Here is a 21,962-nt window from a genome sequence, read left to right as displayed (position 1 = left end):
AACCACCCGTTTTCCGGCACGCTTTAGGCCGGAATCCACCTCGCCACAGTGGATTCCGGCCAAGAGCATGCCGGAAAACGGGTTACGTGTCTTGGGTCGTTGGCTATGCCCGGTACTCGTGTGGCTCAGGCCGGAGCCAAATGCCACCCTGTCGCGCGCGAGCGTTCACTCCAGAACTCGGCGTAGCGGCCGCCGCGGTCGAGAAGTTCTCTGTGCGTGCCGCTTTCGACGATCTTGCCCGCGTCGACGAACAGGATCTGGTCGGCGTGCTGGATGGTGGCGAGGCGATGGGCCACCACCACAACGGTTTTGCCCTGGGTGAGTTCGTGGATGCCGCGGACCACGACGGCCTCGCTGTGCGGGTCCAGGGCGCTGGTCGCCTCGTCCAGCAGGACGATCGGGGCGTCCTTGAGCAGGGCGCGGGCGATCGAAACACGCTGGCGCTCACCGCCGGACAGGGCGGCGCCGCCCTCGCCGACCGCGGAGTCCCAGCCGTCGGGCAGGCGCTCGACGATCTCGTCCACGCGGGCCATCTCGCCGGCGCGGCGCACCTCCTCGGCCGTCGCGTCCGGGCGGCCGATGCGGATGTTCTCCTCGATCGTCCGGTTGAACAGGTACACGTCCTGGAAGACCAGCGACACCTGCCGCAGCAGCGTTTCCGAGGGCTGCTTGCGAACGTCGTGCCCGCCCACGGTGATTCCGCCCGAGTCGACGTCGTAGAAGCGTGACGCCAGCCGCAGCAGGGTCGTCTTACCGCTGCCGGACGGGCCCACGATCGCGGTCGTGGTGCCGCTCGGCACGGTGAACGTCGCACCGTCGATGACCTTCTCGCCGTCGCGGTAACCGAAATCGACATCGGTGAACACGATCTCCGGCGCGCCCGGCTCGACCGCCTCGACGGCCTCCCCCAGATCGCGCACGGCCAGGAACTCGAGGATGCGATCGGCGGCCGCCGCCGCGCTGCGCAGGGCGTTGGTCAGCTGCGCGGCCCGGTTGATCGGCTCGATGAAGCGGGCGCTCACCGCGATCAGCGCGATGGCGGCCGGCACGGCCAGGTCGCCGCCGGTCCCGCGGGCGACGATCACCGACACCAGGATCAGGAAGACGATCTGCACGCACAGGGCGAAGACCATCAGGCCGGGAACGCTCGCGAACAGCATCTTGGTCGAGGCGCGCTGCTGCTCGCGCAACGCCTCCGACAGCTTCCGATTGCCGTCGCCGACCGCGCCGAAGGCCCGCAGCACCGGCTGCGCCTGGGCGAATTCGACCACGCGCGCATTGGATTCGGCCGCCGCCTCGTGCATCCGCTGGTCGGAACTCGAGAAGCTCCGGTTGGCCCAGGTGCTCACCGCCAGCAGCACCGGCAGGCTGATCAGCATGGTCAGCGCGATCCGCCAGTCGATGAACGCGACGCCGACGGCGACGCCCACCGGCACGACCACCGCGGTCACCACCGGCGCCACCAGATACGAGACGACGCTGATGATCTCGCGCACCCCGCCCACGATGATCTTCGAGATGGATCCGGCGTTGGCGGTCGCGAACCAGCCCAGCGGCAGGCTGCTCAGGTGATCGCCGAGCCGGGTCTGCACGCCGCGCAGCATGCCGACACCGATGCGCAGACCGGTCATCGTCACCAGGTAGGACAGCGCCGAAGCCGCCGCCACGGCGACCGCCATCCACGCCGCCCACCGCCACGCGCTGCCCAGGTCGCCGTCGAACAGCGCCTCGAGCACCGGGATCAGCAGCAGGTAGCCCGCGATCTGCGCGAGCGACAGGCCGCCGATCAAGCCCAGGTACCGGGGAATGTGACGGCGCAACTCGGACGGGACGAGTGCGAAGACCTTGGTGATGATCATCGGGTCTCCCCTTCCACGAGCTGGATCTCGTTCATGGAGGCTTCGTTCGTCTCGAACAGCCGCTGATAGAGCCCGCCCGCCCGGACCAGTGTCGGGTGGTCGCCGTTCTCGACCACGATTCCGTTCTCCAGCACCAGGATCCGGTCGACGCCGGTGATGGTGTGCAGCCGGTGCGCGATGACGAGCACCGTCCGGTCGGCGACCAGCACCGCGAGCGCGTCCTGCACCGCAGCCTCGGATTCGGGGTCGGCGAAGGCGGTGGCCTCGTCGAGGACCAGCACCGGGGTGTCGGCCAGCAGGGTGCGCGCGATGGACAGCCGCTGCGCCTCGCCTCCGGAAAGGATGGCGTCGACGCCGATCTCGGAGTCGTAGCCGCGTGGCAAGGCCACGATGCGTTCGTGGATCTGCGCCGCGCGGGCGGCCCGCTCGACGGTCGCCTCGTCGGCGTCGGGGCGGGCCAGCAGGATGTTCTCGCGGATGGTGCCGCGAATCATCTGCACGTCCTGGAGCACGAATCCGACTGTGCGGTACAGCTCTTCGGTGGAGAACTCGCGAAGGTCCTTGCCGCCGATGGTGATCCGTCCCGCGGTCACGTCGTAGAAGCGCGGCAGCAGGCGGGCCAGCGTCGACTTGCCGGAACCGCTGGGTCCGACGAGTGCCGTGATGGTGCCCGGCGCCAGCTCGATATCGATGTCGCGCAGGACGGTGCGGTCCTTGCGGTAGCCGAAGCTGACGTCCTCGAACCGCACCGGCAGCCCGGCCTTGGTGTCCGCGTCGAGCCCCGAGCCGCCGCTGGTGGGGGCGACCAGTTCCGGCGTCTGCTGCAATTCGTGCAACCGCAGCGCCGCCGCCGCGCCCTCGCGCAGCGCCTGCCCGTTGTACCCGATGCCGAGCAGTGCGCTGCCCAGCCCGATGCCGACCAGCAGGAACGGGAGGATGTCGACCGGTTCGATCCAGTCCAGCCCGACGAATCCGAGCCCGGCCACCACCACGACCAGCATCATGAACAGCGGGGTCAGCAGGATCTCGGCGGCGGCCTGCAACCGGGTCATCGGGGTCTTCCACGCCAGCAGGCCCGCGGCCGTCTTGTCGACCGCGTCCTGGAAGGTGTTGTGCGCCTTGCGGGCCTGTCCGAACGCGCGGACCACCTGGATGCCGTCGACGAATTCGATCGTCGACTCCTCGATCTTGCGTTCGGCGCCCGCGAAGACGGCGAAACGCTCGCGATGCCCCTCGCCCATCATGGCGGCCAGCGCCCGCGTGTAGAGGAACAGCGGAATCAGCAATACCAGGGTGAGCCGCCAGTCGACGGTGAAAAGGTAGACGAGCGCGACCACTTGGACGGTCACCGCGCCGACGAAGTCGAGCCGCGCGTGCGCGATCAGATAGTGCAGCGCCTCGACGTCGTCCTGCAGGAACCTCTTGACCTCGCCCGAACTGCGGTCGGTGAACCAGCCCAGCGGCACCCGGGTCAGCTTGGCGGCCAGTTGCTGCCGCAGGGTGTGCTGGAAGCTCGCGTCGAGCAGGTGCGTCCGGACCAGGGCCCCGGCCTCGAGCAGGCCGCGCACGATCAGCACGACGACCGCGCTGATCACCAGCCACCACACGCGATCCGTATCGACCGGTGCGGACAGTAGTTCGCGGCATGCCTCGACGATCAGGATGAACGGCACGACGGAGCAGACCGAGGCGATCACGATCACCAGGCTCGCGAGGGCCAGCGCACCGTTCACGGGCGCCAGGATCTTCTTGCGGGCGACGCCGTCGGCCTTCTTCTGCTGTTTCAGCGCCACCTTGTCCGGCGCGGGTATCGGCGCCTCCGTCTCCGGCGCGGCCTGTTCGACGGTCTCAGCCGTCATGGTTTCCCTCCCTGCTCTGCTGCCCACCCGCGGTGAACATCGACACTGCGGCCAGCCACCGGTCGGTGCGGGCCTGTACCTCGGCCTCGTCCAGTACCGCCGAGTTGACGTCGAACTGCGCGACCAGCACGGGCCGCGAATCCCGGGACACCACCGCGGTATTCACGTCGAGGGTGAATCGCAGCGGGAGATCCGGATGTCCGGTCACGCCGAATTCCGAGGTGAAATCCGCCAGCGGGACCGGCGTCCACGGCCCGGAACCGAACTGCAGCACATCGAATCGGCCCAGGTGATTGAGCCGGATCTGGCCGCGAGCGGCCAGGGTGCGGCCGGCCAGCGGCGGCCGGCCCGACTCCGGCGTCCAGCCCTCGGCATCGGCCGGCACCAGCACCGTTTCCTCCACGGTGAACCAGCCGACGCGCCGCGTATCGTTATCCGGTGCGCGCCCGTGCGATTCACGCGTCACCGCGATGTAGCCCGCCGAGTCCGCGGTATCGGCCACGGTGAACGCACACGCCACCAACAACGCGTCCTCCAGCGGCACACCGGCATTCGCACAGCCACTCAGCAACTGTGCGGTGCGGGCAGGGTTGAGTTCGACCACACGCTGAATAGCCTTACCCGCCTTGTCGGTCGCGGGATTCGTCAGTCTTCCGCCGAGCGCCGTGCCGACAATCTTCGTTTTCCCGGCATGCTTTTGGCCGGGATCCCCCACCTGCGACGGTGGTTTCCGGCCAAAAGCGTGCCGGAAAAAAGAAGGGTCGGGCGTGTCGTTCGGAGAAGGGTCGTGCGCCTGGTTCGGCGAGGTGTCGCAAACCTCGTTCAGCGGGACTTCCCCCTGCTCCAAGCGGCGCAGGTCGTCCATGAGGATGAGCCAGGAGACGACGTCGACCGCCAGGTGGTGGATCGAGAGCAGTAGGCGGCGGGGTGGGCCCTCCAGGATGGTCGCGGCGACCATGCGGCCCGCTTCGGGGTCCAGGCGTTCCACGGTGGCCGCCACAGCGGCTGTGGGGTCCTGTGATTCGGCGGCGATCGAGAGGAGTTCGGCGGCGCTGGAGGTTTCGCCGACGACCAGGACCGGTGTGCCTTCGGTGTGCAGGCGGGAACGCAGGGTCGGGTGTGCGGTGGCGAGGGCCTCGAGCCGCGCGAGGATCTCGTCCACCGAGACCTCGGCGGGGAGCGAGATCACCTGGGACTGTGCGAGATAGCGGTAGTCGCCGTTGGCGAGGATCTCGTTGGCCAAGTCCGTGAGCGGCAGAACCGTTCCCGCCGGAATGACCTCGGCGAGAGGTTCGTCGAGAGCGTCCGGGTGGTCCAGGCGGTGGGCGAGGTCGCGCAGATCGGCGGCGGCCAGCACATTTCGTGCCGAGACCTTGAAACCCGCGCCCCGCAGACGGGACACGAGATCGATGACGCCGATGCTGTCGATGCCCAGATCGAGCAGGCTGTCGAGGATTCCGACGCGAGGCTGCGTACCGTCCGGCGCGGTGGACATCGCGGTGATCACCGCGAGCAGCGTGCGCTCGGTGTCGGTCCCCGGCTGTGCGGCGGCCGTCGTTCCGGACGGGCGGGCCAGCAGGGCCGCGGCGGCGTGCACATCCAGTTTGTCGTTGCGGTTCAGCGGGATCTGCTCGACGTGCACGATGCGGGTCGGCACCATGAACTGCGGCAACCGCCGGGCCAGGGCCGAGCGAATGTGCCCTGCCGATGGTGTGCCGACGACCAAGGCGCCCAGGCGAGTTCGGCCGTTCTCGGTGAACGCCAGTGCCGCGGCGTGCCGGATGCCCGTCAGCTCCCGCAGGACGACGGTGACCTCGTCGGGCTCGACCCGGTACCCGTTGATCTTCACCTGGCTGTCGATGCGCCCCTCGTACGCGACGGTGCCGTCCGCGGCGCGCCGCACCAGATCGCCGGTGCGGTAACGCCTTCCGTGCGATCCGGCGACGAAGGCCGCGGCGGTGGTCCCGGGCCTGCCCAGGTATCCCTGCGCCAGCTGCGGTCCGGACAGATACAGCTCACCCGTACCGCCGACCGGGACCGGACGCAGCCGATGGTCCAGCACCTCGGCGGTCATCCCGTCGAAGGGGCGTCCGATGGTCGGCGCGGCGTGCTCGTGCACGTCCGCCATCAGCGCTTCCACCGTGGTCTCGGTGGGACCGTAGAAGTTGATCACCCGAGTCTCCGGCAGGCCCCGCAGGCGCCGCCAGGTATCGGGGCTGATCGCCTCGCCGCCGAGCGCCAGCACCGCCAGCGGGCAGTGCTCCCGCCCGTCGCGCGTCCGGAACAACCCCGCGGCGATCAGCCGATTCAGCATCGACGGCGAGGTGTCGAAGATATCGATACCGAAGTCGTCGATCGCGGCCACGATGCGCTCGGCATCGGTGCGCACCTCGTCGCCGAGCAGCACCACCGTATGCCCGCTCAGCAGGGCGACGGTCGGCTGCCACGCGGCATCGAACCCGGTCGACCAGCCGTGACCGATCCGCAGCTGCCGCCCCGTCTTCGCCGTCGTGGGTGCGAAGATCCGGCGCTCGTGGTTCGCCCAGTGATTGAGCAGCGAACCATGCGATACGGCAACGCCTTTCGGGCGACCGGTGGTGCCGGAGGTGAACACGACATAGAAGGGAGCGTCCCCAGTTGTGGATTCCGGCCGAAAGCGTGCCGGAAAAGTGGTGGTGCCGTTGCCGGAGAATGGGCCGGTGTCGTGGATTTCCTCCGGAGAGGCCCCCTCCGGCGACGCGAACCGCAGGCGGCCGTCGTTGTCGGGTACGCCGTGCAGGCAATCGATCCCGGACGCACGAACCTCAGCGATCACATCGGCCCGCGCCGCGTCCGCCAAGATGATTCGCGCACCGGAGGTTTCGAGAATATAGGCGACACGATCCGCGGGCGTCGCAGGATCCAGATGCACGCACGTACCGCCCGCGTACCCGATAGCGAAGGGCGCGTGCAGAACTCGCCGATCCCGAGGCAACATGACCGCGACGGAATCGCCGGGCCCTATGCCCGCTGCCCGCAGCCCCTCCGCCAAAGCCCTTACAGCGGAGGCAAACTCCTCGAAGGAGTGCTCCCCCACCGCATCGACCACAGCCGTCCGCCCGGCAGCACTCCCAGCAGCATCCAGCAACTTCCCCGGAACACCCAGTCCCACGCTCCCGGCACCAGCCACCGTCTTCCCGGCACCAGCCACCGTCTTCCCGGCACCAGCCACCGTCTTCCCGGCACCAGGCACCCTCTTCCCGGCACGCTTTTGGCCGGGATCCACCGCTGGCAACTGGGGATTCCGGCCAAAAGCATGCCGGAAAAATGGGGATGCGGCGGCGGAAGAATCGGCCGGTGCGGCGGCGGAGGGGTCGGTGGCGGTCAGGGCCGGGGGCTCGTCGTCCAGCAGGACGTCGGTGGCGGAGGCTCGATCGGTTTCGGTGAGGCGCTGGGCGACGGTGAGGACTCGGCGGGCCATGCGGGTGGGGGCGAAGGTGGTTTCGACGTCCGGGCGGGTTTCGACGCGGCAGATGAGGGTGCCGTTCTCGAGGACCGGGACGATCGCGAGGGGGTAGTGGCTCGGGGAGTCGACGCGGCGGGGGGTCATGGTGGCGCCGCCGCCCATGGGCATGCCGGCGGTGACGTCGCCGACGGGCGAGTTCTCGAAGACCAGGAGGGTGTCGAAGAGCTGGCCCGCACCCGCGTGGCGGGTGATCTCGGCGATGCCGAGGTACTCGTGGGCGCGCAACCGGGCTACCTCGCGTTGCAGCCGGGCGCCGATCTCGCCCGGATCGCGGTCGTCCATCCGGACGCGGACCGGGATGGTGGTGACGAGCGCGCCGACGAGCCGTTCGGCATTGGGCAGCGACGCGTCCCGGCCCGAGGTGGTCTGCCCGAAGACCACGTCGTCGCGCCCGGTGAGCCCGGAAAGAATACGCGCCCAGGACATTTGGAGCAGGGTGTTGAGCGTCAGCCCGCGCCCGCGCGCCCAGGCGAGCAGCGCGCCGGTGGCGGCCGCGTCCACGCGGGCCTCGCCGACGACCGGCAGCTCCACCTCGGGTGGGGCCGGCGGCCCGATCATCGGCATCGGGGCGAGGCCGTCCAGCGCCGACGCCCAAGCCCGCCCCGACTCCGCGGTGTCGCGGGTCGCCAACCAGGCCGCGTGTTCGCGCAGCGGCGGTGCGGGCGGCAGCGCGGCGCCGCCACCGGCGTGCAACGCGATCAGATCGGAGAACAGCAGCGGGATGGACCAGCCGTCCACGACGATATGGTGTGCGGTGCAGACCAATTCGTAGTCGGCGTCACCGACCCGCGCCGCCACGACCCGGAACAGCGGGCCGATGTCGAGATCCAGCGGACGTCGCGCCTCGTCCCAGTACAGCTGCCGCGCCGCCGCCTCGGGATCGTCCGCCGTGCGCAGATCGACCTCCCGCCAGCCGATTCGGCCGGCGGAGGTGATCACGAGCACCGGATGCGGCACGTCCTCGGCCAGCACCGAGGCCCCGAGATGCGGGTAGCGGTCGAGCAGTTCGTCGAACGCGCGCCGCAGCGCGGGCAGATCGGCGAGGCCGTCGACCCGCACCGCGAAGGTGACCAGATACGGATCACCCTCGCGCGCAAGTGAACTCACCGAATACAGCCCGCGCTGCAGCGGGGACAGCGCGACGACGTCGCGGATCTCGACGGTCACCGGCCGGCGAACTTCCGACCGAGCGCCTGCAGCGCGGCAGGGTCCAGACCGGAGGCGGCCATCGGCGCCACCGCGGGCGCCGGGGCCGCCGCGGACTCGGCCGCGGGATCGGCGGTCTCGAGCTGTTCGGCGAGTTCGAACAGGGCCGGGAACTCGAAGACCTTCTGCACGTCCAGGACGTGACCGCGCTCGCCGAGCAGGGTGACCAGCCGCAACGCGGCGATGCTGTCCCCGCCCAGCGAGAAGAAGGTGTCCTTGCGCCCGACCTCGTCGTCCTCGTCCAGGTCGAGAATCTCGCGAATGGCGTCCGCGACCATGCGCTCGGCGTCGGTGCGCGGGGCACCGCCCAGTCCGGTGACACCCGGCTCCGGCACTTCGTCGCGGCTGAACAGCACTGGAGCAGCCGGCGCGGTCGGAACCTCGGGCGCGGCGGCCCACTCCGCATACGTCCGCTCGAGAAGGTCAGCGAACTTACCGATTTCGGGGTGCGCGGCCAGTGCGGGCGCGAATTCGAGGGTGATCGTCGCGCCCTCGTCCTCGGTGACGACGTCCACCACGAGGTCGACGCCGTGCGGGCGGGCCGTGCGGCGCGAGAGTTCCCGCACGCTCAGCCCCGACACCGCGGGCGCGAGCGCGCCCGGCCGCACTGTGACCAGCGCCTGGAACAGCGAGCCGCTGGATACCGCGGCCACACCGCGCATCTGGTGGGTGATCCGCTCGATGCGGGTCCCGGTATGCGCCCGCGCCTCGTCCACCAGCGCCGCCGCGTCCGCGACGAGCTGCCGCGGCGGACGTCCACCGGCCGTATCGATCCGCAGCACAAGGTGATTGGCGAAGTTGCCCAGGGCCGTATCGGCCCCGTCGGCGCCCCGATCGGAATCGGCGACACCCACGGCGATGTCATCGCCCATTCCGGCCGCGCTCAGCACATGCGCCACCAGTGCAACCGCGTCGGCCTCGGTGACGACCCCGGATACCCGGAACACCCGGCGCGCGACCGACTCACCGGGCTCCGCATCCGTGAGATCCGCCCGCTCGGGCAGCTCCGCGAGCCGCTCCAGCCAGTAGTTCAGGCCCGCGTCACCGGCGGCATTGCCCGCCAGCGTCTTCAGCTGTGCCAGCGCGAAGGTCCGGTACTGGGCGGTCGCCGCCACGGGCGCACCGTCGTACGCCTCGAACAGCGCCGCGACCAGCAGCTCGAGCGACCGGTCGTCGGCGGCCACCGGATGCGCGACGATCGACAGCACGTCGCGACCCGGTAAGCGGTACAACCGGATTCGCACCGGCAACTCGGTCAGCAAATCGAATTGGCGCCCCGCATCGGCGGCCAGCTCGGCATCGAGGCGAGCCTCGTCCGTCTCGACCACCTCCACCACCGACTCGGGCGCGGGAACCACCCGCTGGTACGGAATCCGGCGATCGTCGGGGTAGACGGTGCGCAGGATCTCGTGCCGCTCGATCACCGCGACCGCGGCGCGATCCAGCGCCTCGGCGTCCAGGCCGGGCGAAACCTCCAGCGCCACGGACAGATTCGCGACCGGTGTGCGGCGCATGCGCTCCGGCAGCAACGCGGCCTGCTGGGCCAGCGTCAGCGGGATACCGCGGTCGGCGGACCGGGATGGCGTATCGGGCATGGCGGTCCCTCTCACTTCCCGACGTTCGCGAACGTCGGTTCCAGCTTGTCGAGCACGTACGGCAGCGACAGCGCGGTCGGCACGTTGATGGCGTTGATGCCGATCATGTCGACGAAGGCGATCCCGCCCTGACGCACCGACGGCAGGTCGGAGTAACCGGGCAGCTGCTTGAACTTCGCCTCCAGGCCGGGCGCCGCGCCGCACACGAGCATGTCGGCGGTCAGATCGCCGAGCCGTTCCGGCGACAGGGACAGCCGGCCGCCGGTCGGCGCCTCGGCGACCAGCTTCTCCGGCATGGTCATCCCGAGCCGGGTGAACAGCTGGGCCGAACCGTCCTTGGGATCGGCGAGCACCATCAGCTGGGTCGGGGTGGTCAGCATGCAGGTCAGGAAGGTCTTACCTGTCAGGCCCGGATGCTTCGCGGCGACGGCGTCGATCTTGCCGTGCACGTCGGCGACGACCTTCTCGGCCTCGGGCTCCTTGTGCAGGGCCTTGCCGAGCGCGGTGGTCTGGTCCTCCCAGGGATCGATCTGCGCGCTGGTCAGCGGCCCGATCGTGGGCGCGAGCTTGGACAGCTTGTCGTACATCGCCTTGTCCATCATGTAGCCGGGGGCCACGATGAGATCCGGATTCAGCGCCGCGATCTGCTCGGCGAGGTCGCCGCCCGCCGTCAGCGCTTTCGACTGCTGCGCCAGCGACTGCGGCAGCCACGGCACGGTCTGACCGGGAGCCGCGCCCGGGACCAGGTAGCCGACCGGCGTGACCCCCAGCGCCACAGCGGCATCCAGCCACTGCGGGCCGATCGCGACCACTCGTTGCGGCGTGCCCTCGATGGTGGCCTCGCCCATGGTGTGTTTGATGGTCACCGCGCCGGACGACGCGGAGTCGCCGTCACCGGATCCGCAGGCGGCCGCGCTCAGCACGAGCCCCAGGGCCAGTGCGGCCAGACCCATCCGACGCGTCGTGGCCCGCGCGCGGGTACCGAAGATCCGTCCCGCGAGTGTTCGACCAGGGTTCATTCCGTCAGCTCCTTCTCCACGATCCGCCGACTGCACGGATCCTCGGAATCGTAGCTTAGGCTAAGCTAATATTTCGTCGGAGGTTGGTCGGCCCACCCGGTGCGGTTCGGAATCGCCGAAGACGAGCCAGCCCTCCGGCGTCCATCGGGCCCGCTCGCCGGTCCGGCACAGCGCGCTCCCGATACCTTCCAGCGGGAAGGGGTCCGGGATGAATCGGCTCCAATCGGCCTGTGCCCCATCGGGTTCGATCAGCGCGGCGCCACCGGCGTAGACGGCGCCGATCGTGCCGGGCGGCACGGCCCGCCCGTATTCGTCGAGCACCAGGACGCGGGCGCCGGGAATCGGGCGGACCCGTCCCGTGCCGTCCAGCGGTCCGCGGGCGACGGCGCCGGCGTAGTCCGCCAACCCGTATCCGAAACTCGCGACAGCGCCCGGTGATACGGCACGCAGCCGCTCGGCGAGGCCGGGCGGGCAGGTGGTGCCGATGACGTCCCAGCGATGCACCGTCGGCAGTCCCGTCTCGGGGAGACCCGCCAGCGCGCCGGGCGGCGCGACGACATGAGTGACCGATCGCGTGGCGATCAACTCCGCCAGCGCGTTCGGATCGCCGCGCTCGGCGGGTGTGGGGACGATCAGGGCCGCGCCGTCCGCGAGCGCGGCGAGCAGTTCGACCAGCAGGTACGGGCTGCCCCAGGGAGCGACGACGAGCCGGACGTCGGCCGAGCCGAGTGCGGGATCGACCGGGCCGCAGCGACGTTCGGCCGCGACCGCGCGCCGGTCGGCCACCGCCGCGGCCACCGCGGCAGCGCTCATCCGCCGCCCCGCGCCCAGCCGGACCGGGCCGCCGTCACAGGCGACGAGGGCGGCCAGCAGTCGCACGCAGGAGCCGATGATTCCCGGGCCGGCCGCGGCGCCAGGCGTGTCCACCTTGGTGAACACTTCGCCGTAGTCGATGCTGTCCGTCCCGCAACGGACGGCCGTCCGGACGATCGGGATCCCGCGGCCGCGCCGGGCCAGCCCGGCGATTCCGATCACATCCGACAGTTCGACGCCGGTGGCCCATTCGCCGACCACGCGGTGCCGCGGCGATATCGTTGGCGCGAATTCCGCTCGCACACTGTCGATCTCGGGCATCAGGCTCGTCATCAGCCGACCTCCAGGGGTGTGTTGCGTGCCGCGGCCGCCTCCACGAGCGCGGCCAGGCCGGTCACCGTCGGGGTCTCGAACAGCACCCGGACCCCGATCTCGACGCCGAATTCGGCGCGGACGCGCGCCAGCAGCCGGGCCGCCAGCAGCGAGTGCCCACCGAGGTCGAAGAACGAATCGCCGGCCCCGACCCGGTCCCGGCCGAACAGCTCCCCGAACACCTCGGCGAGCCGGATCTCGGTGGCGGTCACCGGTTCCCGATACAGTTCGACGCTCACGGGTGCGGGCGGCGGCAGTGCGCGGCGGGCGAGTTTGCCGTGCTCGGTGAGCGGGATCTCGTCGATCACCGTGAAGGCCGCGGGCACCATATATTCCGGCAGGGTCATGGCCGCGTGGGCCCTGACCGCGTCGATGTCGACGGCGTCGCCCGCGGGCACGACGTAGGCCGCCAGCACCGTGCCGATCGCCTTGTCCGGCACCGCAGTAGCCACGCACTGCGCGACGGCGGGATGGCTCGCGACGGCCGCCTCCACCTCGCCGAGTTCGATCCGGTAGCCGCGCACCTTCACCTGTTCGTCCGCGCGGCCGAGGAATTCGAGTTCGCCGCGGATATTGCGCCGCGCCAGGTCGCCGGTGCGATACAGCCGCCGTTCCGGGCGGAACGGGTCGGCCACGAAACGCTTCGCGGTGGCGCCCGGCCGCCGGAGGTAGCCGCGCGCCAATTGCTCACCGCCCAGATAGATCTCGCCGACCACCCCGGCCGGGACGAGGTGCAGCCGCTCGTCGAGGAGGTAGACGTACACGTTGCGATTGGGGTGGCCGATCGGCACGATCCGGGTCCCCTGCGGCCCCTCCACGGTCAGGTGGGTGGCGGACACCACCGCCTCGGTGGGCCCGTAGTGGTTGCGCAGCTCGGCGTCGAAGACACCCGCGAATCGGTCCGCCACCTCGCCGTGCAGGGCCTCGCCGCCGACCGGGACGTGGCGCAGCGCCCGCCACTGCTTCACCTCCGGCAGCATCAGGAACGTGCGCAGCAGCGACGGCACCATGTGCAGCACGGTGACTCCGCAGCGGGAGATCAGATCGGCGACGTACGGGATGTCGCGGAAGGCGTCCGGCTTCGGAATCACCAGGCACGCACCGAGAGTCAGCGTGACGAACAGGTCGAGCAGGGAGGCGTCGAAGCTGATCGAGGACGATTGCAGGAGCCGGTCGCGGGCGGTCATCCCCCACTGCGCGCGGAAGCCCTCCACGTGTTCGGCGATGGCCGCGTGCGTGACCGGCACGCCCTTGGGGGTCCCCGTCGATCCCGAGGTGTAGATGACGTAGGCGAGATTGCCGGGCCGCAGCGGGCGGACCCGGTCGGCGTCGGTGGGTGCGTGGTCGGCGAGCGCACCCGCCTCCCGTTCCGCGGCGTCGAAGTCGGCCTCCCCGTCGCCCGCACCGCCGGTGCCCGAGCGGCGCAGCATCAGTACCGGCCGCGCGTCGGCGGCGAGCAGGTCGATGCGTTCGCCGGGGTAGGCCGGATCGATCGGCAGGTACGCGGCGCCGGCTTTCAGCACCGCCAGGACCGCCACCACGAACTCGACGGATGTCTCCAGCCGCAGCCCGACGACATCCTCCGTGCCGATGCCCCGCCGGATGAGCCAGTGCGCCAAGCGGTTCGCGCGCCGATCGAGGTGGTCGTAGTCGTATTCGCGGTCGCCCTCGGCCGCGGCGACGAGCGCCGTGGCGGTGGGCGTGGCCGCGACCCGGCGCTCGACCAACGCCACCAGCGTGGTGGGTTCGGTGGCGACCAGTTCCCCGTGCGATTGCTCCAGGATTCCGGCGCGGTCCTGGCCGCCGAACATGTCCAGGTCGCCGATCAGGCGGCCCGGCTCGGCCAGCGCGCTGTCCAGCAGCCGGACGTAGTTCGACAGCACCTGCTCGACGATCTCGCACTCGACCCGGTCGACCTGGTACTCGGCCTCCAGGCGGGCGACGGGAGAAGGCGGCATTCCCGCACTCGCCGAGGCGGATTCGGCGGAGGCATCCATGACGACCGTGAGTGACAGCGGGATTCGAGTACTAGGGCTGCCGAATTCGAGCAGGGTGGACTCGATGCCGTCGAGCGCGAATCGGGCCGCACCGGAACGTATTCCGAATTCGGTGCGCACCAGTTGTTCCAGCCCGTCCCGGCCGCCGTCCCGTTCCGGGTTGACCTCGCGCACGACGCGATCGATGCCGATGTCCCGATGCGCGAACGCGCCGGTGACGGCGTCGCGGACGGTGTCGGTGAATCCGGCGAAGGTGTCGCCGGGACGTACGGCTGCCCGCAGCAGCACCGAGTTGCCGAAGTATCCGATGCCCTCGGAATCCGTTTCGCGCACCGAGACGGGTACGGAGACAAGGAAATCCGTAGCCGCGGTGTAGCGATGGAGCAACACGTCGTAGGCGGCGAGCAGCACGGTGAACGGTGTCGTGCCCCGGTCGCGGGCGAACTCCTCGACGCGAGCCATCAGATCACCGGGAAGCTCGCGGACACGGCGCGCGGCCTGCGATGCCGACCCGGCGGGTACGGCGACGCGTCCCGGCAGCTCGAGTGGCTGCGGCAGCGGGCGCAGCGTACGACGCCAGTACTCGATCCCGGATTCGGTTGCCCCGCTCGCGTTTTGCGCCGCGGCGGCCGTGGGAAGGTCCGTGCCGTTGTATCGGTGGCTCACCTCGTCACAGAACACCGTCCAAGAACCCTCGTCCCAGCCGATGGCGTGTATAACCAGCGCGAAGATGTATTCCTCGACGTCCGTACGGATCAGCAGGCAGCGCAGGGGCGCTTCCGCCGTCGGATCGAACGGCCGCCCGGCGGCCCGGCGCACCAGCACCTCCAGCCGCCGCGCCCGGCTCGACCCGGTCAGTTCGGAGACGTCCAGTTCCTGCCACGACGGACCGATACCCTCGCGCACGACCCGAAAAGGTTCGCCTTCGTCATCGGAATCGTATGTACTGCGGAGGATTTCGTGCCGTTCCGCCACCCCGTCGACGGCCGCGCGCAACCGCCCGGCATCCACCGGACCGCGCAGCCGGTACACCGCGCAACTGTTGAGCGTGGTGTCCTCGGGATCGCGGGTCTGCAGGAACCAGATGCGGCGCTGCCCCGCCGATAAGGAAGTCATGCGGGTGAATCGGTCAGATACCCGCCGCGGGCGAAGAATTGGGCCCCGTCGTACTCGACGCCGTCGCTGGTACGCACCCGGGTGATCAGCAGGCCGCGGTTGCGCCCGCGATGGGCGTCGGGGCCGCAGACCACCACGCCGCCGCCCTCGACGACGACCACGCGGCCCGGGGTCCCGCCGTACCGGGCCTCCGACAGTGCCGACGCGAGGATTTCGACCTTCTCGCCGCGATAGTAGGAGAACGCCCGCGGATACGGCTCCGACAGCGCCCGCACGAAACGCTCGAGATCGACTGCGTCCCAGTGCCAATCGATCCGGCTGTCGCGCTCGGAACGCTTGTGGAAGTAGGTGCGCTCGGAGTTGCTCTGCGGGCGCCACTCGGCGGTGCCGGATTCGATCGCGCCCAGCGCCTCCTCGAGCACGCCCGGAATCAGCTCCAGCCCGGCCAGGACCAGTTCGGTGCCGGTCGCGTCCGGGCCGATCGGCAGCGAGTGCTGCACCAGGATGTCGCCGGCGTCCAGCCGCTCGTCCATGCGGTGCACGGTGAGCCCGAACTCGGACTCGCCGCTGATCAGGGCCCATAGCACCGGGGAGAAACCGGTGAACTTCGGCAGCAGCGAATCGTGCAGGTTCAGCGTGCCGTGCGGGGGCATGGCGTACAGCTCCCGCGGCATCCAGGTGTACCAGCTGTTCACCACGATGACGTCGGGCTCGGCCCGCTTCACCAGGTCGATGGTCTCGGCATCGGCCCGCTCGGTCAGATGGACCGGGATGCCGTGCTCGCGAGCCAGCTCCTCGACCGAATCGGACCAGATGCCCTTGTAGGCATGCTCGCTCGCGGGGTGGGTGACCGCGAGCACGACCTCGTGCTCCGACTCGATCAGAGCCTGCAGCGTTTTCCGGCCCCAGGTCTGAAAGCCGAACGACACGATACGCATGAACCGAACCTCATTCTCTACCACTAAGGGTAGCCTAGCCTACTCACACCCTCAGTGGGTCCGATCGTGCGCCCCCGAGACCCGTCCGGCGGTCGCCAGGGCCCGCCCCGGCGCACCGCCGAGCACCCGATCCGAAAGTTCGCCCAGGCAGCTGAGATTCGGGAAACCCGGCCCCTGGGCCAGGCCCGCGAGGTTGGGCAGATACAGCTTCGCGTCGAGCCCGTCGACCGCCAGATCGTGGCCGATGGACGCCTCCAGCCGCGCCTGCGTCACGGGACCGCCGACCGCCAGCTCGACCAGATCGGCGGCGTCGGCGTCGAACAGATCCAGGAACCACAGCGGCTGCCCGCCGGTCGCGTCGACCACCAGATCGAATCCGTGCACCTGATCCGGGCGTAACTCGTTGCGCAGCGTCAGCGCCACGCCCTCGCCCTGCTCGGCGACCCGCACCACGCGGCCTTGCAGGTGATGAACCCTGTTGTCGCCCAGTACGTTCTCCTGCACCCGGACGGAGAACACGCCGCGATCGGTGCGCCGGATGACGTCGCGGCGCTCCTGCAGGCTCAGCGCCCGCCACTTGGCCGGATCGCTGAACAGCGCGTTCTCGAAATAGCTTTCGCCGCGGGTGTAAAGGGTGGCCGCGGGCGAGATCACCGAGACGGTCAGCACGTCGTGGTGCACCAGTTCGTCCACCGCCGATCCGGCCGTCTCGCCGCCGCCGATGACCGCCGCCCGCGAGGAGGCGGGCAGCCGGCGCTTACCGGCGAGATCCCAGAAGTCCGCGATACTCAGGACTTTCGGGTGCTCGGCCAACGCCCGGCCGCTCTTACCCGGGCCGGTGATCATCAGCCGGTCGGTATCGATCTCGGTGATCGCGCCGTCGGCGTCGGCCACCGAGACCAGCCAGCCGTCGGCCGCGGCGCGGATCTGCCGCACGGTCCCGGAGACCAGCTCGACCTCGGCCTTGGCCGCGACCCACTGCAGGTATTTCGCCCAGACGTGATGCTGCGGGCTGGGCCGGCCGCGGTCGACCCATTCCGCGTAGGTGCCGTTCTCGACCAGGAACGAGGTCCAGCTGAAGCCGACCATCGCCTGATCGATCGCGCGGTTGTGCCCGCGCGCCCAGGTCGAGTGGTACGGGAACCCGACATCCTTCTCCGGGCCGGTGCCCAGCCGGTGCTGACCGTCGGTCCAGCCGCCGCTGGGCAGCCAATTGCCGCCGACCGTATGCGATTCCACCACCACGACGCGCGGAGCCGGCAGGCCCAGGTCCCGCAGCACCCGCGCCTTGGCCGCGACGGCCATCGCCTTCGGCCCGGCTCCGACCACCAGAAGCGTATCCACCTGGTTCTCCGTTCTGTGATGACAGCCACGCGGGGTTACAACGTTTGCATAGGCTTACCTTATATTGCACTGTGGTGCCAGTCCTTCCCACACGACTGCGACGGACGGCACGGACATCACGTGAACGATTGGATATGCCCCATGATCAACATCAAGTCCCGTGGCTTAGCGGCGTTCTCCCTGGCCGCCGCGGTCTTCGTCGGCGGTGTCGCGACCGCCACCCCGGCGCTGGCCACCCCGGTCGTCGCGCCGGTGCACGCCGCCGCCCCCGGCGTCGGTGAGCTGCAGAGCAAGCTGCAGCTGGTGCTCGATCCGGGCGCCTCGCGGTCGGCGCGGGCCAACGAGCTGGAGGCCGGCGAGGCCGGGCTGCCGCTGGTGGACAATGTCGGTGGCGTGATGGCCTCCGTGCCCGGCTTCCAGTGGCAGGCCGTGGGACCGGTCAACGTCAACGGCGACCAGCTGACCCACAACCTGCAGATCAACGTCCCCGGCTTCGACGCGATGTTCATCGAGCTGTCGTGGAAGGACATCGACGGCAACTGGAAGCTGACCCGCGAGTCCGAGTGCACCATCGCGTACTACGCCAACCAGCCCTGCACGGTCTGATTTCTCCCGACAAGGCCCTGGTTACCTGCGAAGATTGCGGGTAACCGGGGCCTTTCCGGCACCCCCGAAGCCTTCTCCGGCACCCCCGAAGCTTTCTCCGGCACCTTCGAAGCTTTCTCCGGCACCCCCCGATGCTCTTTTCCGGCACGCTTTTGGCCGGAATCAAGCACCTACCGACGGCGTTGACGTGGGTGACTTCCGCGACAATCCCCCGAGGAGATGTGCGATGACCTCCACGAACAACCGGCCGGTGGTAGACCCCGGCACCGAATTCGGCGCTCATGTCGCCGAGCGCCTGCGCGGCGAGACGATCGGCTGGCTGACGACGGTCGGCCCGAGCGGCACGCCGCAGCCCAACCCGGTGTGGTTCCTCTGGCGCGGCGGGGAGTTCCTCGTCTTCAGCCAGGCGAATCAGGCCAAGCTGCGCAATATCGCGCGCAATCCGCGAATCGCGCTGCACCTCAACAGCTCCGAGCAGGGTGGCGAGGTGGCCGTGCTGACCGGCACGGCCCGCATCGACGACGGCGGCCCCACCCCGGAGGAGATCGCCGACTACTCCGAGAAGTATGCCCAGGGCTTCGTGAGCATCGGCATGGCGCCGGAGAAGTTCTACGCCACGTATTCGACGCTGATCCGGATCACCCCGGACCGCCTGCGCGGTTTCTGAGCGGCCCCGCGGCGCGTCCCGGCGCGGTCGCTAGGGTCGATACGTGAGACGCAGGCAGAAGCCTCCCCTACCGAAGCGGCACGGACTGGATCCGGCGCGGCTTCGGCTGCCGGAGGAGGGCTCCTGGGCGACCATCCGCGACCATCTCGTGGAGCGGCTGCCGCGGGTGCCGGCCACGCGGATCGACGAACTGCTGGCCGAGGGCGGCATCGTCGACCTCGACGGACCGATCGCACCCGACGCGCCGTACGTGCCGGGCGGCGCGGTCTGGTTCCACCGGGATCTCCCACAGGAGACCGAGGTGCCCTTCGAGATCACGATCGTGCACCGCGACGACACCCTGCTGGTGGTCGACAAACCGCACTTCCTGTCCACGATCCCGCGCGGGCAGCACATCCTGCAGACCGCGCTGGTACGGCTACGGCGCGAACTGGACCTACCGGATCTGATCCCCGCGCACCGCCTGGACCGGGCGACCGCGGGCCTGGTGCTGTTCGTGGTCGACCCCGCCCGCCGCGGCGCCTACCAGACCCTCTTCCACAAGCGGCAGGTGCGCAAGCGGTACGAGGCGATCGCCCCGTACCGCCCGGAGCTGACCCTGCCCCGCACCGTGCGCAGCCGGATCATCAAGGAGCGCACCATACTTCGTGCTTTCGAGATGGAGGGCGAGCCCAATGCGGAGACCTTCGTGGAACTGCTGGAGCACCGCGACGGCCTGGGCCGCTACCGCCTGAGCCCGCACACCGGCCGCACCCATCAGCTGCGCCTGCACATGAACGGGCTCGGCGTCCCGATCCTCGGTGACGACTTCTATCCCGACCTCACCGATCGCCCCATCGACGATTTCACACGGCCGCTCCAATTACTCGCCACCACACTGGAATTCACCGATCCCCTCACTCACGAGCCGCGCCGGTTCGACACCACGCGGTCGCTGCTGGCGTGGTCCGATCTGGAGGGCTGGTCGGGCCGCGCGTAGTCGGCGCCGTGTCCGGGCCACCATGCTCGATGACCGATCAGCGCGGTGAGCGCCGGGGTGAAGAACATCGCCATCACGAATGCCGCGATCGCGATGCCGACCGAGATCGCGAAGCCCATCTCCGACAGAACGGTGTTGCCCGCCAACATCATCGAGGCGAAGGTGCCCGCCAGGATCACTCCGGCGGCGGCGACCGTCGGGCCCGTGTGCCGCACCGCCAGTGCGGCCGCCTGCCGCGGATCGTTGCCCTCCCGGGCCTCCTCGCGGAGCCGGGCCACCATCAGGATGTTGTAGTCGGTGCCGAGGGCGACCACGAACAAATACATGATCACCGGCAGTGTGAATATCAGCCCCGGCTCTCCCTGGATGTGCTGGAACACGAGCACCGAAGCGCCCAGTGTCGCAGCGAATCCCAGGAATACCGACGCCATCAGGTACCACGGCGCGACCAGGCTCCGCAGCAACAGCCCCAGCACGATCATGATCAGGATCGCCGCCACCGGGAACACGACGGTGTAGTCGTGGTTCATCGCATCCTTGAAATCGACGAACACCGCGGTCATCCCGCCCACGGCCGCGGTCGTCCCCGGCGGCGCGGCCGCGTGGGCGGTGTCGCGCAACGGTCCCCCGACGGTATCGGCGGCCGCGTCGGATTCGGGCGCGGAGGCGAGCGTGACCCGGAAGTCGGTCACTGTACCGTCCTGCGACACAACAGGTTCCGACACCTGACCGACGCCCGGCACGCCCGCCAGTGCGGTGCGGTACGACGCCAGCTGTTCGTCGCTCAGACCGCCCGGCGACCGCAGCAGGACATCCGAGGGCTGAGTCACGCCCGCGGGCATGCCCTTGAGCAACTCCTTGCTGTAGACGACGGATTCGGAGGCGTTCGAGGTCGATCCCGAGGTGAGGTCGAAGGTCGGATGGAATCCGATCGCGAAGACGCCCAGCACCACCAGCGCACCGCCCGACGCCACCGCGACCAGTCCCGGCCGCTGCCCGAGCCCGCGCCCGACCGCCGCGAACCGCGCACCCGTCGGCTCGGACCGCCACGCCTTCGACGGCCAGAACACCTTGGTGCCCAGCAGCGAGACGATCGCGGGCACGAGGGTCAGCCCGGCCAGCAGCGCCATGCCCACCGCGATCGCCAGCGCCGGTCCGAGCGACCGGAACATGCCCAGCGTCGACAGCGTGAGCGCCATGAAGGCGATGATCACCGCGGCGGCGGCCGAGGTGATCGCCTCGCCCACCCGGGTGACCGCGCTGACCATGGCGGTCTTCGGATCCTCACCCGCGCGCAGGCGTTCCCGATAGCGGAACATCAGGAACAGGATGTAGTCGGTGCCGACGCCGTAGAGCACGACGACCAGGATCGACGTCACCGAACTGTCGACCTTCAGGTCGAAACCCTTGCTCACCCAGGCGATCAGGCCGGTGACGACACCGGTGATCGCGCCGATGACCACGATCGGCAGCAGCGCGATGACCGGGCTGCGGAAGATGAGCAGCAGCAACAGCAGGATCAGCAGGACGGTGGCCACGCCGATGATGGTCAGGCCCTTCGTCGACGACTCCGTCGCGTCCAGGGCCTGCGCGGCCTGACCCGTGATGCCGCCCTTCAGGTCGGTGCCGTCGATCTTGGCCCGCAAGGCTTCTCGCAGATCCTTCACCGCGTCGTTCTGCCGCGTGTCGCTCGCGCCGGTGGGCTTGGTCATCTGCACCGCGGCGATCTGGACGAGCCGATTGTCCGACGGTGGCGCCGCCTGAATCCCGGTGACGTTCTCGATATTCGCCTCGCGCAGCTGCGTCGCGATCTTCTCGACCGCGGCCGAATCCGCCGGTGACAGCGCCGCCCCGTCGGAGCGCTCGAAGACGAGGATCGCGGCGGGCGCGGAGGCTTGGGGAAATGCCTTCTCCTGCAACTGCATCGCCTGGATGGATTCGTAATGCGAAGGCAGGAAGTCGGATTGGTCGGTCGTCGAGGCCAGTTTCGGCGCGGTGGCGACGACCGCGATCACGATCAGCACCCAGAGGCCGATCGTCTTCCACGGATGATGGACGACGAGCGCGCCCAGCCGTGCGAACATGTC

General features: G+C 69.7%; 12 protein-coding genes and 1 pseudogene. 3 read left to right on the top strand and 10 right to left on the bottom strand.

Annotated features, from left to right (window positions below; all coding sequences use genetic code 11):
- Window positions 1-125 precede the first annotated feature (125 nt).
- From ON41_RS05615 to ON41_RS05575, 9 genes and pseudogenes are all read right to left on the bottom strand, one after another.
- The gene (locus tag ON41_RS05615) at window positions 126-1,859 is read right to left on the bottom strand and encodes an ABC transporter ATP-binding protein (protein ID WP_085995616.1); all 1,734 of its coding nucleotides are present in this window, start codon (window positions 1,857-1,859) and stop codon (window positions 126-128) included.
- On the bottom strand, window positions 1,856-3,718 hold the full coding sequence (locus ON41_RS05610; RefSeq protein WP_063709836.1) for an ABC transporter ATP-binding protein: 1,863 nt from the start codon (window positions 3,716-3,718) through the stop codon (window positions 1,856-1,858). Before ON41_RS05610 ends, ON41_RS05615 begins: the two co-directional genes overlap by 4 nt.
- Window positions 3,708-8,390 (bottom strand): non-ribosomal peptide synthetase, encoded by a 4,683-nt coding sequence (locus ON41_RS42605; RefSeq protein ID WP_051161008.1) that lies wholly within the window; start codon window positions 8,388-8,390, stop codon window positions 3,708-3,710. The genes ON41_RS05610 and ON41_RS42605 overlap by 11 nt, the downstream gene beginning before the upstream one ends.
- Complete coding sequence (locus ON41_RS05600; protein WP_040745692.1) at window positions 8,387-10,024, bottom strand: condensation domain-containing protein; 1,638 nt, start codon at window positions 10,022-10,024, stop codon at window positions 8,387-8,389. The genes ON41_RS42605 and ON41_RS05600 overlap by 4 nt, the downstream gene beginning before the upstream one ends.
- A gap of 11 nt (window positions 10,025-10,035) precedes the next feature.
- Entirely contained in the window at window positions 10,036-11,043 is a 1,008-nt protein-coding gene (locus ON41_RS05595) for an ABC transporter substrate-binding protein (RefSeq protein ID WP_051161007.1), read from the bottom strand.
- A 60-nt stretch (window positions 11,044-11,103) separates the two neighbouring features.
- Window positions 11,104-12,189 carry an AMP-binding protein gene (locus tag ON41_RS05590; RefSeq protein ID WP_040745689.1) on the bottom strand — a complete coding sequence of 362 codons (1,086 nt, stop codon included), beginning with the start codon at window positions 12,187-12,189 and terminating at the stop codon, window positions 11,104-11,106.
- A 50-nt stretch (window positions 12,190-12,239) separates the two neighbouring features.
- A pseudogene (locus ON41_RS05585) lies at window positions 12,240-15,341 on the bottom strand (non-ribosomal peptide synthetase); the annotation flags it as partial.
- Window positions 15,338-16,279: a methionyl-tRNA formyltransferase gene (locus tag ON41_RS05580; RefSeq protein ID WP_040745687.1), complete on the bottom strand. Its 942-nt coding sequence runs from the start codon at window positions 16,277-16,279 to the stop codon at window positions 15,338-15,340. The gene ON41_RS05580 and the pseudogene ON41_RS05585, both read right to left, overlap by 4 nt.
- A gap of 51 nt (window positions 16,280-16,330) precedes the next feature.
- On the bottom strand, window positions 16,331-17,623 hold the full coding sequence (locus ON41_RS05575) for a SidA/IucD/PvdA family monooxygenase (protein ID WP_040745685.1): 1,293 nt from the start codon (window positions 17,621-17,623) through the stop codon (window positions 16,331-16,333).
- Between the two features lie 141 nt (window positions 17,624-17,764).
- Between ON41_RS05575 and ON41_RS05570 the strand changes: the two genes are divergently transcribed.
- The 3 genes from ON41_RS05570 (at window position 17,765) to ON41_RS05560 (ending at window position 19,875) form a co-directional block, all read left to right on the top strand.
- A complete protein-coding gene (locus ON41_RS05570) occupies window positions 17,765-18,229 on the top strand; it encodes an MTB12 C-terminal domain-containing protein (protein WP_040745683.1) in 465 nt (154 codons plus the stop codon).
- 226 nt (window positions 18,230-18,455) lie between these two features.
- Window positions 18,456-18,896 (top strand): TIGR03667 family PPOX class F420-dependent oxidoreductase, encoded by a 441-nt coding sequence (locus tag ON41_RS05565; RefSeq protein WP_051161005.1) that lies wholly within the window; start codon window positions 18,456-18,458, stop codon window positions 18,894-18,896.
- 43 nt (window positions 18,897-18,939) lie between these two features.
- The gene (locus ON41_RS05560) at window positions 18,940-19,875 is read left to right on the top strand and encodes an RluA family pseudouridine synthase (RefSeq protein ID WP_040745681.1); all 936 of its coding nucleotides are present in this window, start codon (window positions 18,940-18,942) and stop codon (window positions 19,873-19,875) included.
- Here the strand turns inward: ON41_RS05560 and ON41_RS05555 are convergent.
- On the bottom strand, window positions 19,797-21,959 hold the full coding sequence (locus ON41_RS05555) for an MMPL family transporter (RefSeq protein ID WP_040745679.1): 2,163 nt from the start codon (window positions 21,957-21,959) through the stop codon (window positions 19,797-19,799). The two genes, ON41_RS05560 and ON41_RS05555, sit on opposite strands and share 79 nt — an antisense overlap.
- Window positions 21,960-21,962 lie beyond the last annotated feature (3 nt).

Source organism: Nocardia transvalensis NBRC 15921, from assembly GCF_000308875.1.
Lineage (GTDB): Bacteria > Actinomycetota > Actinomycetes > Mycobacteriales > Mycobacteriaceae > Nocardia > Nocardia transvalensis.
This window is presented reverse-complemented; position numbering and strand designations above follow the sequence as displayed.

Coding starts and splice junctions, on each gene's coding strand:
- ON41_RS05615 (WP_085995616.1), bottom strand. CDS start 1,859: ATGATCATCACCAAGGTCTTCGCACTCGTCCCGTCCGAGTTGCGCCGT.
- ON41_RS05565 (WP_051161005.1), top strand. CDS start 18,456: ATGACCTCCACGAACAACCGGCCGGTGGTAGACCCCGGCACCGAATTC.
- ON41_RS05600 (WP_040745692.1), bottom strand. CDS start 10,024: ATGCCCGATACGCCATCCCGGTCCGCCGACCGCGGTATCCCGCTGACG.
- ON41_RS05555 (WP_040745679.1), bottom strand. CDS start 21,959: ATGTTCGCACGGCTGGGCGCGCTCGTCGTCCATCATCCGTGGAAGACG.
- ON41_RS05590 (WP_040745689.1), bottom strand. CDS start 12,189: ATGACGAGCCTGATGCCCGAGATCGACAGTGTGCGAGCGGAATTCGCG.
- ON41_RS05595 (WP_051161007.1), bottom strand. CDS start 11,043: ATGAACCCTGGTCGAACACTCGCGGGACGGATCTTCGGTACCCGCGCG.
- ON41_RS05610 (WP_063709836.1), bottom strand. CDS start 3,718: ATGACGGCTGAGACCGTCGAACAGGCCGCGCCGGAGACGGAGGCGCCG.
- ON41_RS05580 (WP_040745687.1), bottom strand. CDS start 16,279: ATGCGTATCGTGTCGTTCGGCTTTCAGACCTGGGGCCGGAAAACGCTG.
- ON41_RS05570 (WP_040745683.1), top strand. CDS start 17,765: ATGATCAACATCAAGTCCCGTGGCTTAGCGGCGTTCTCCCTGGCCGCC.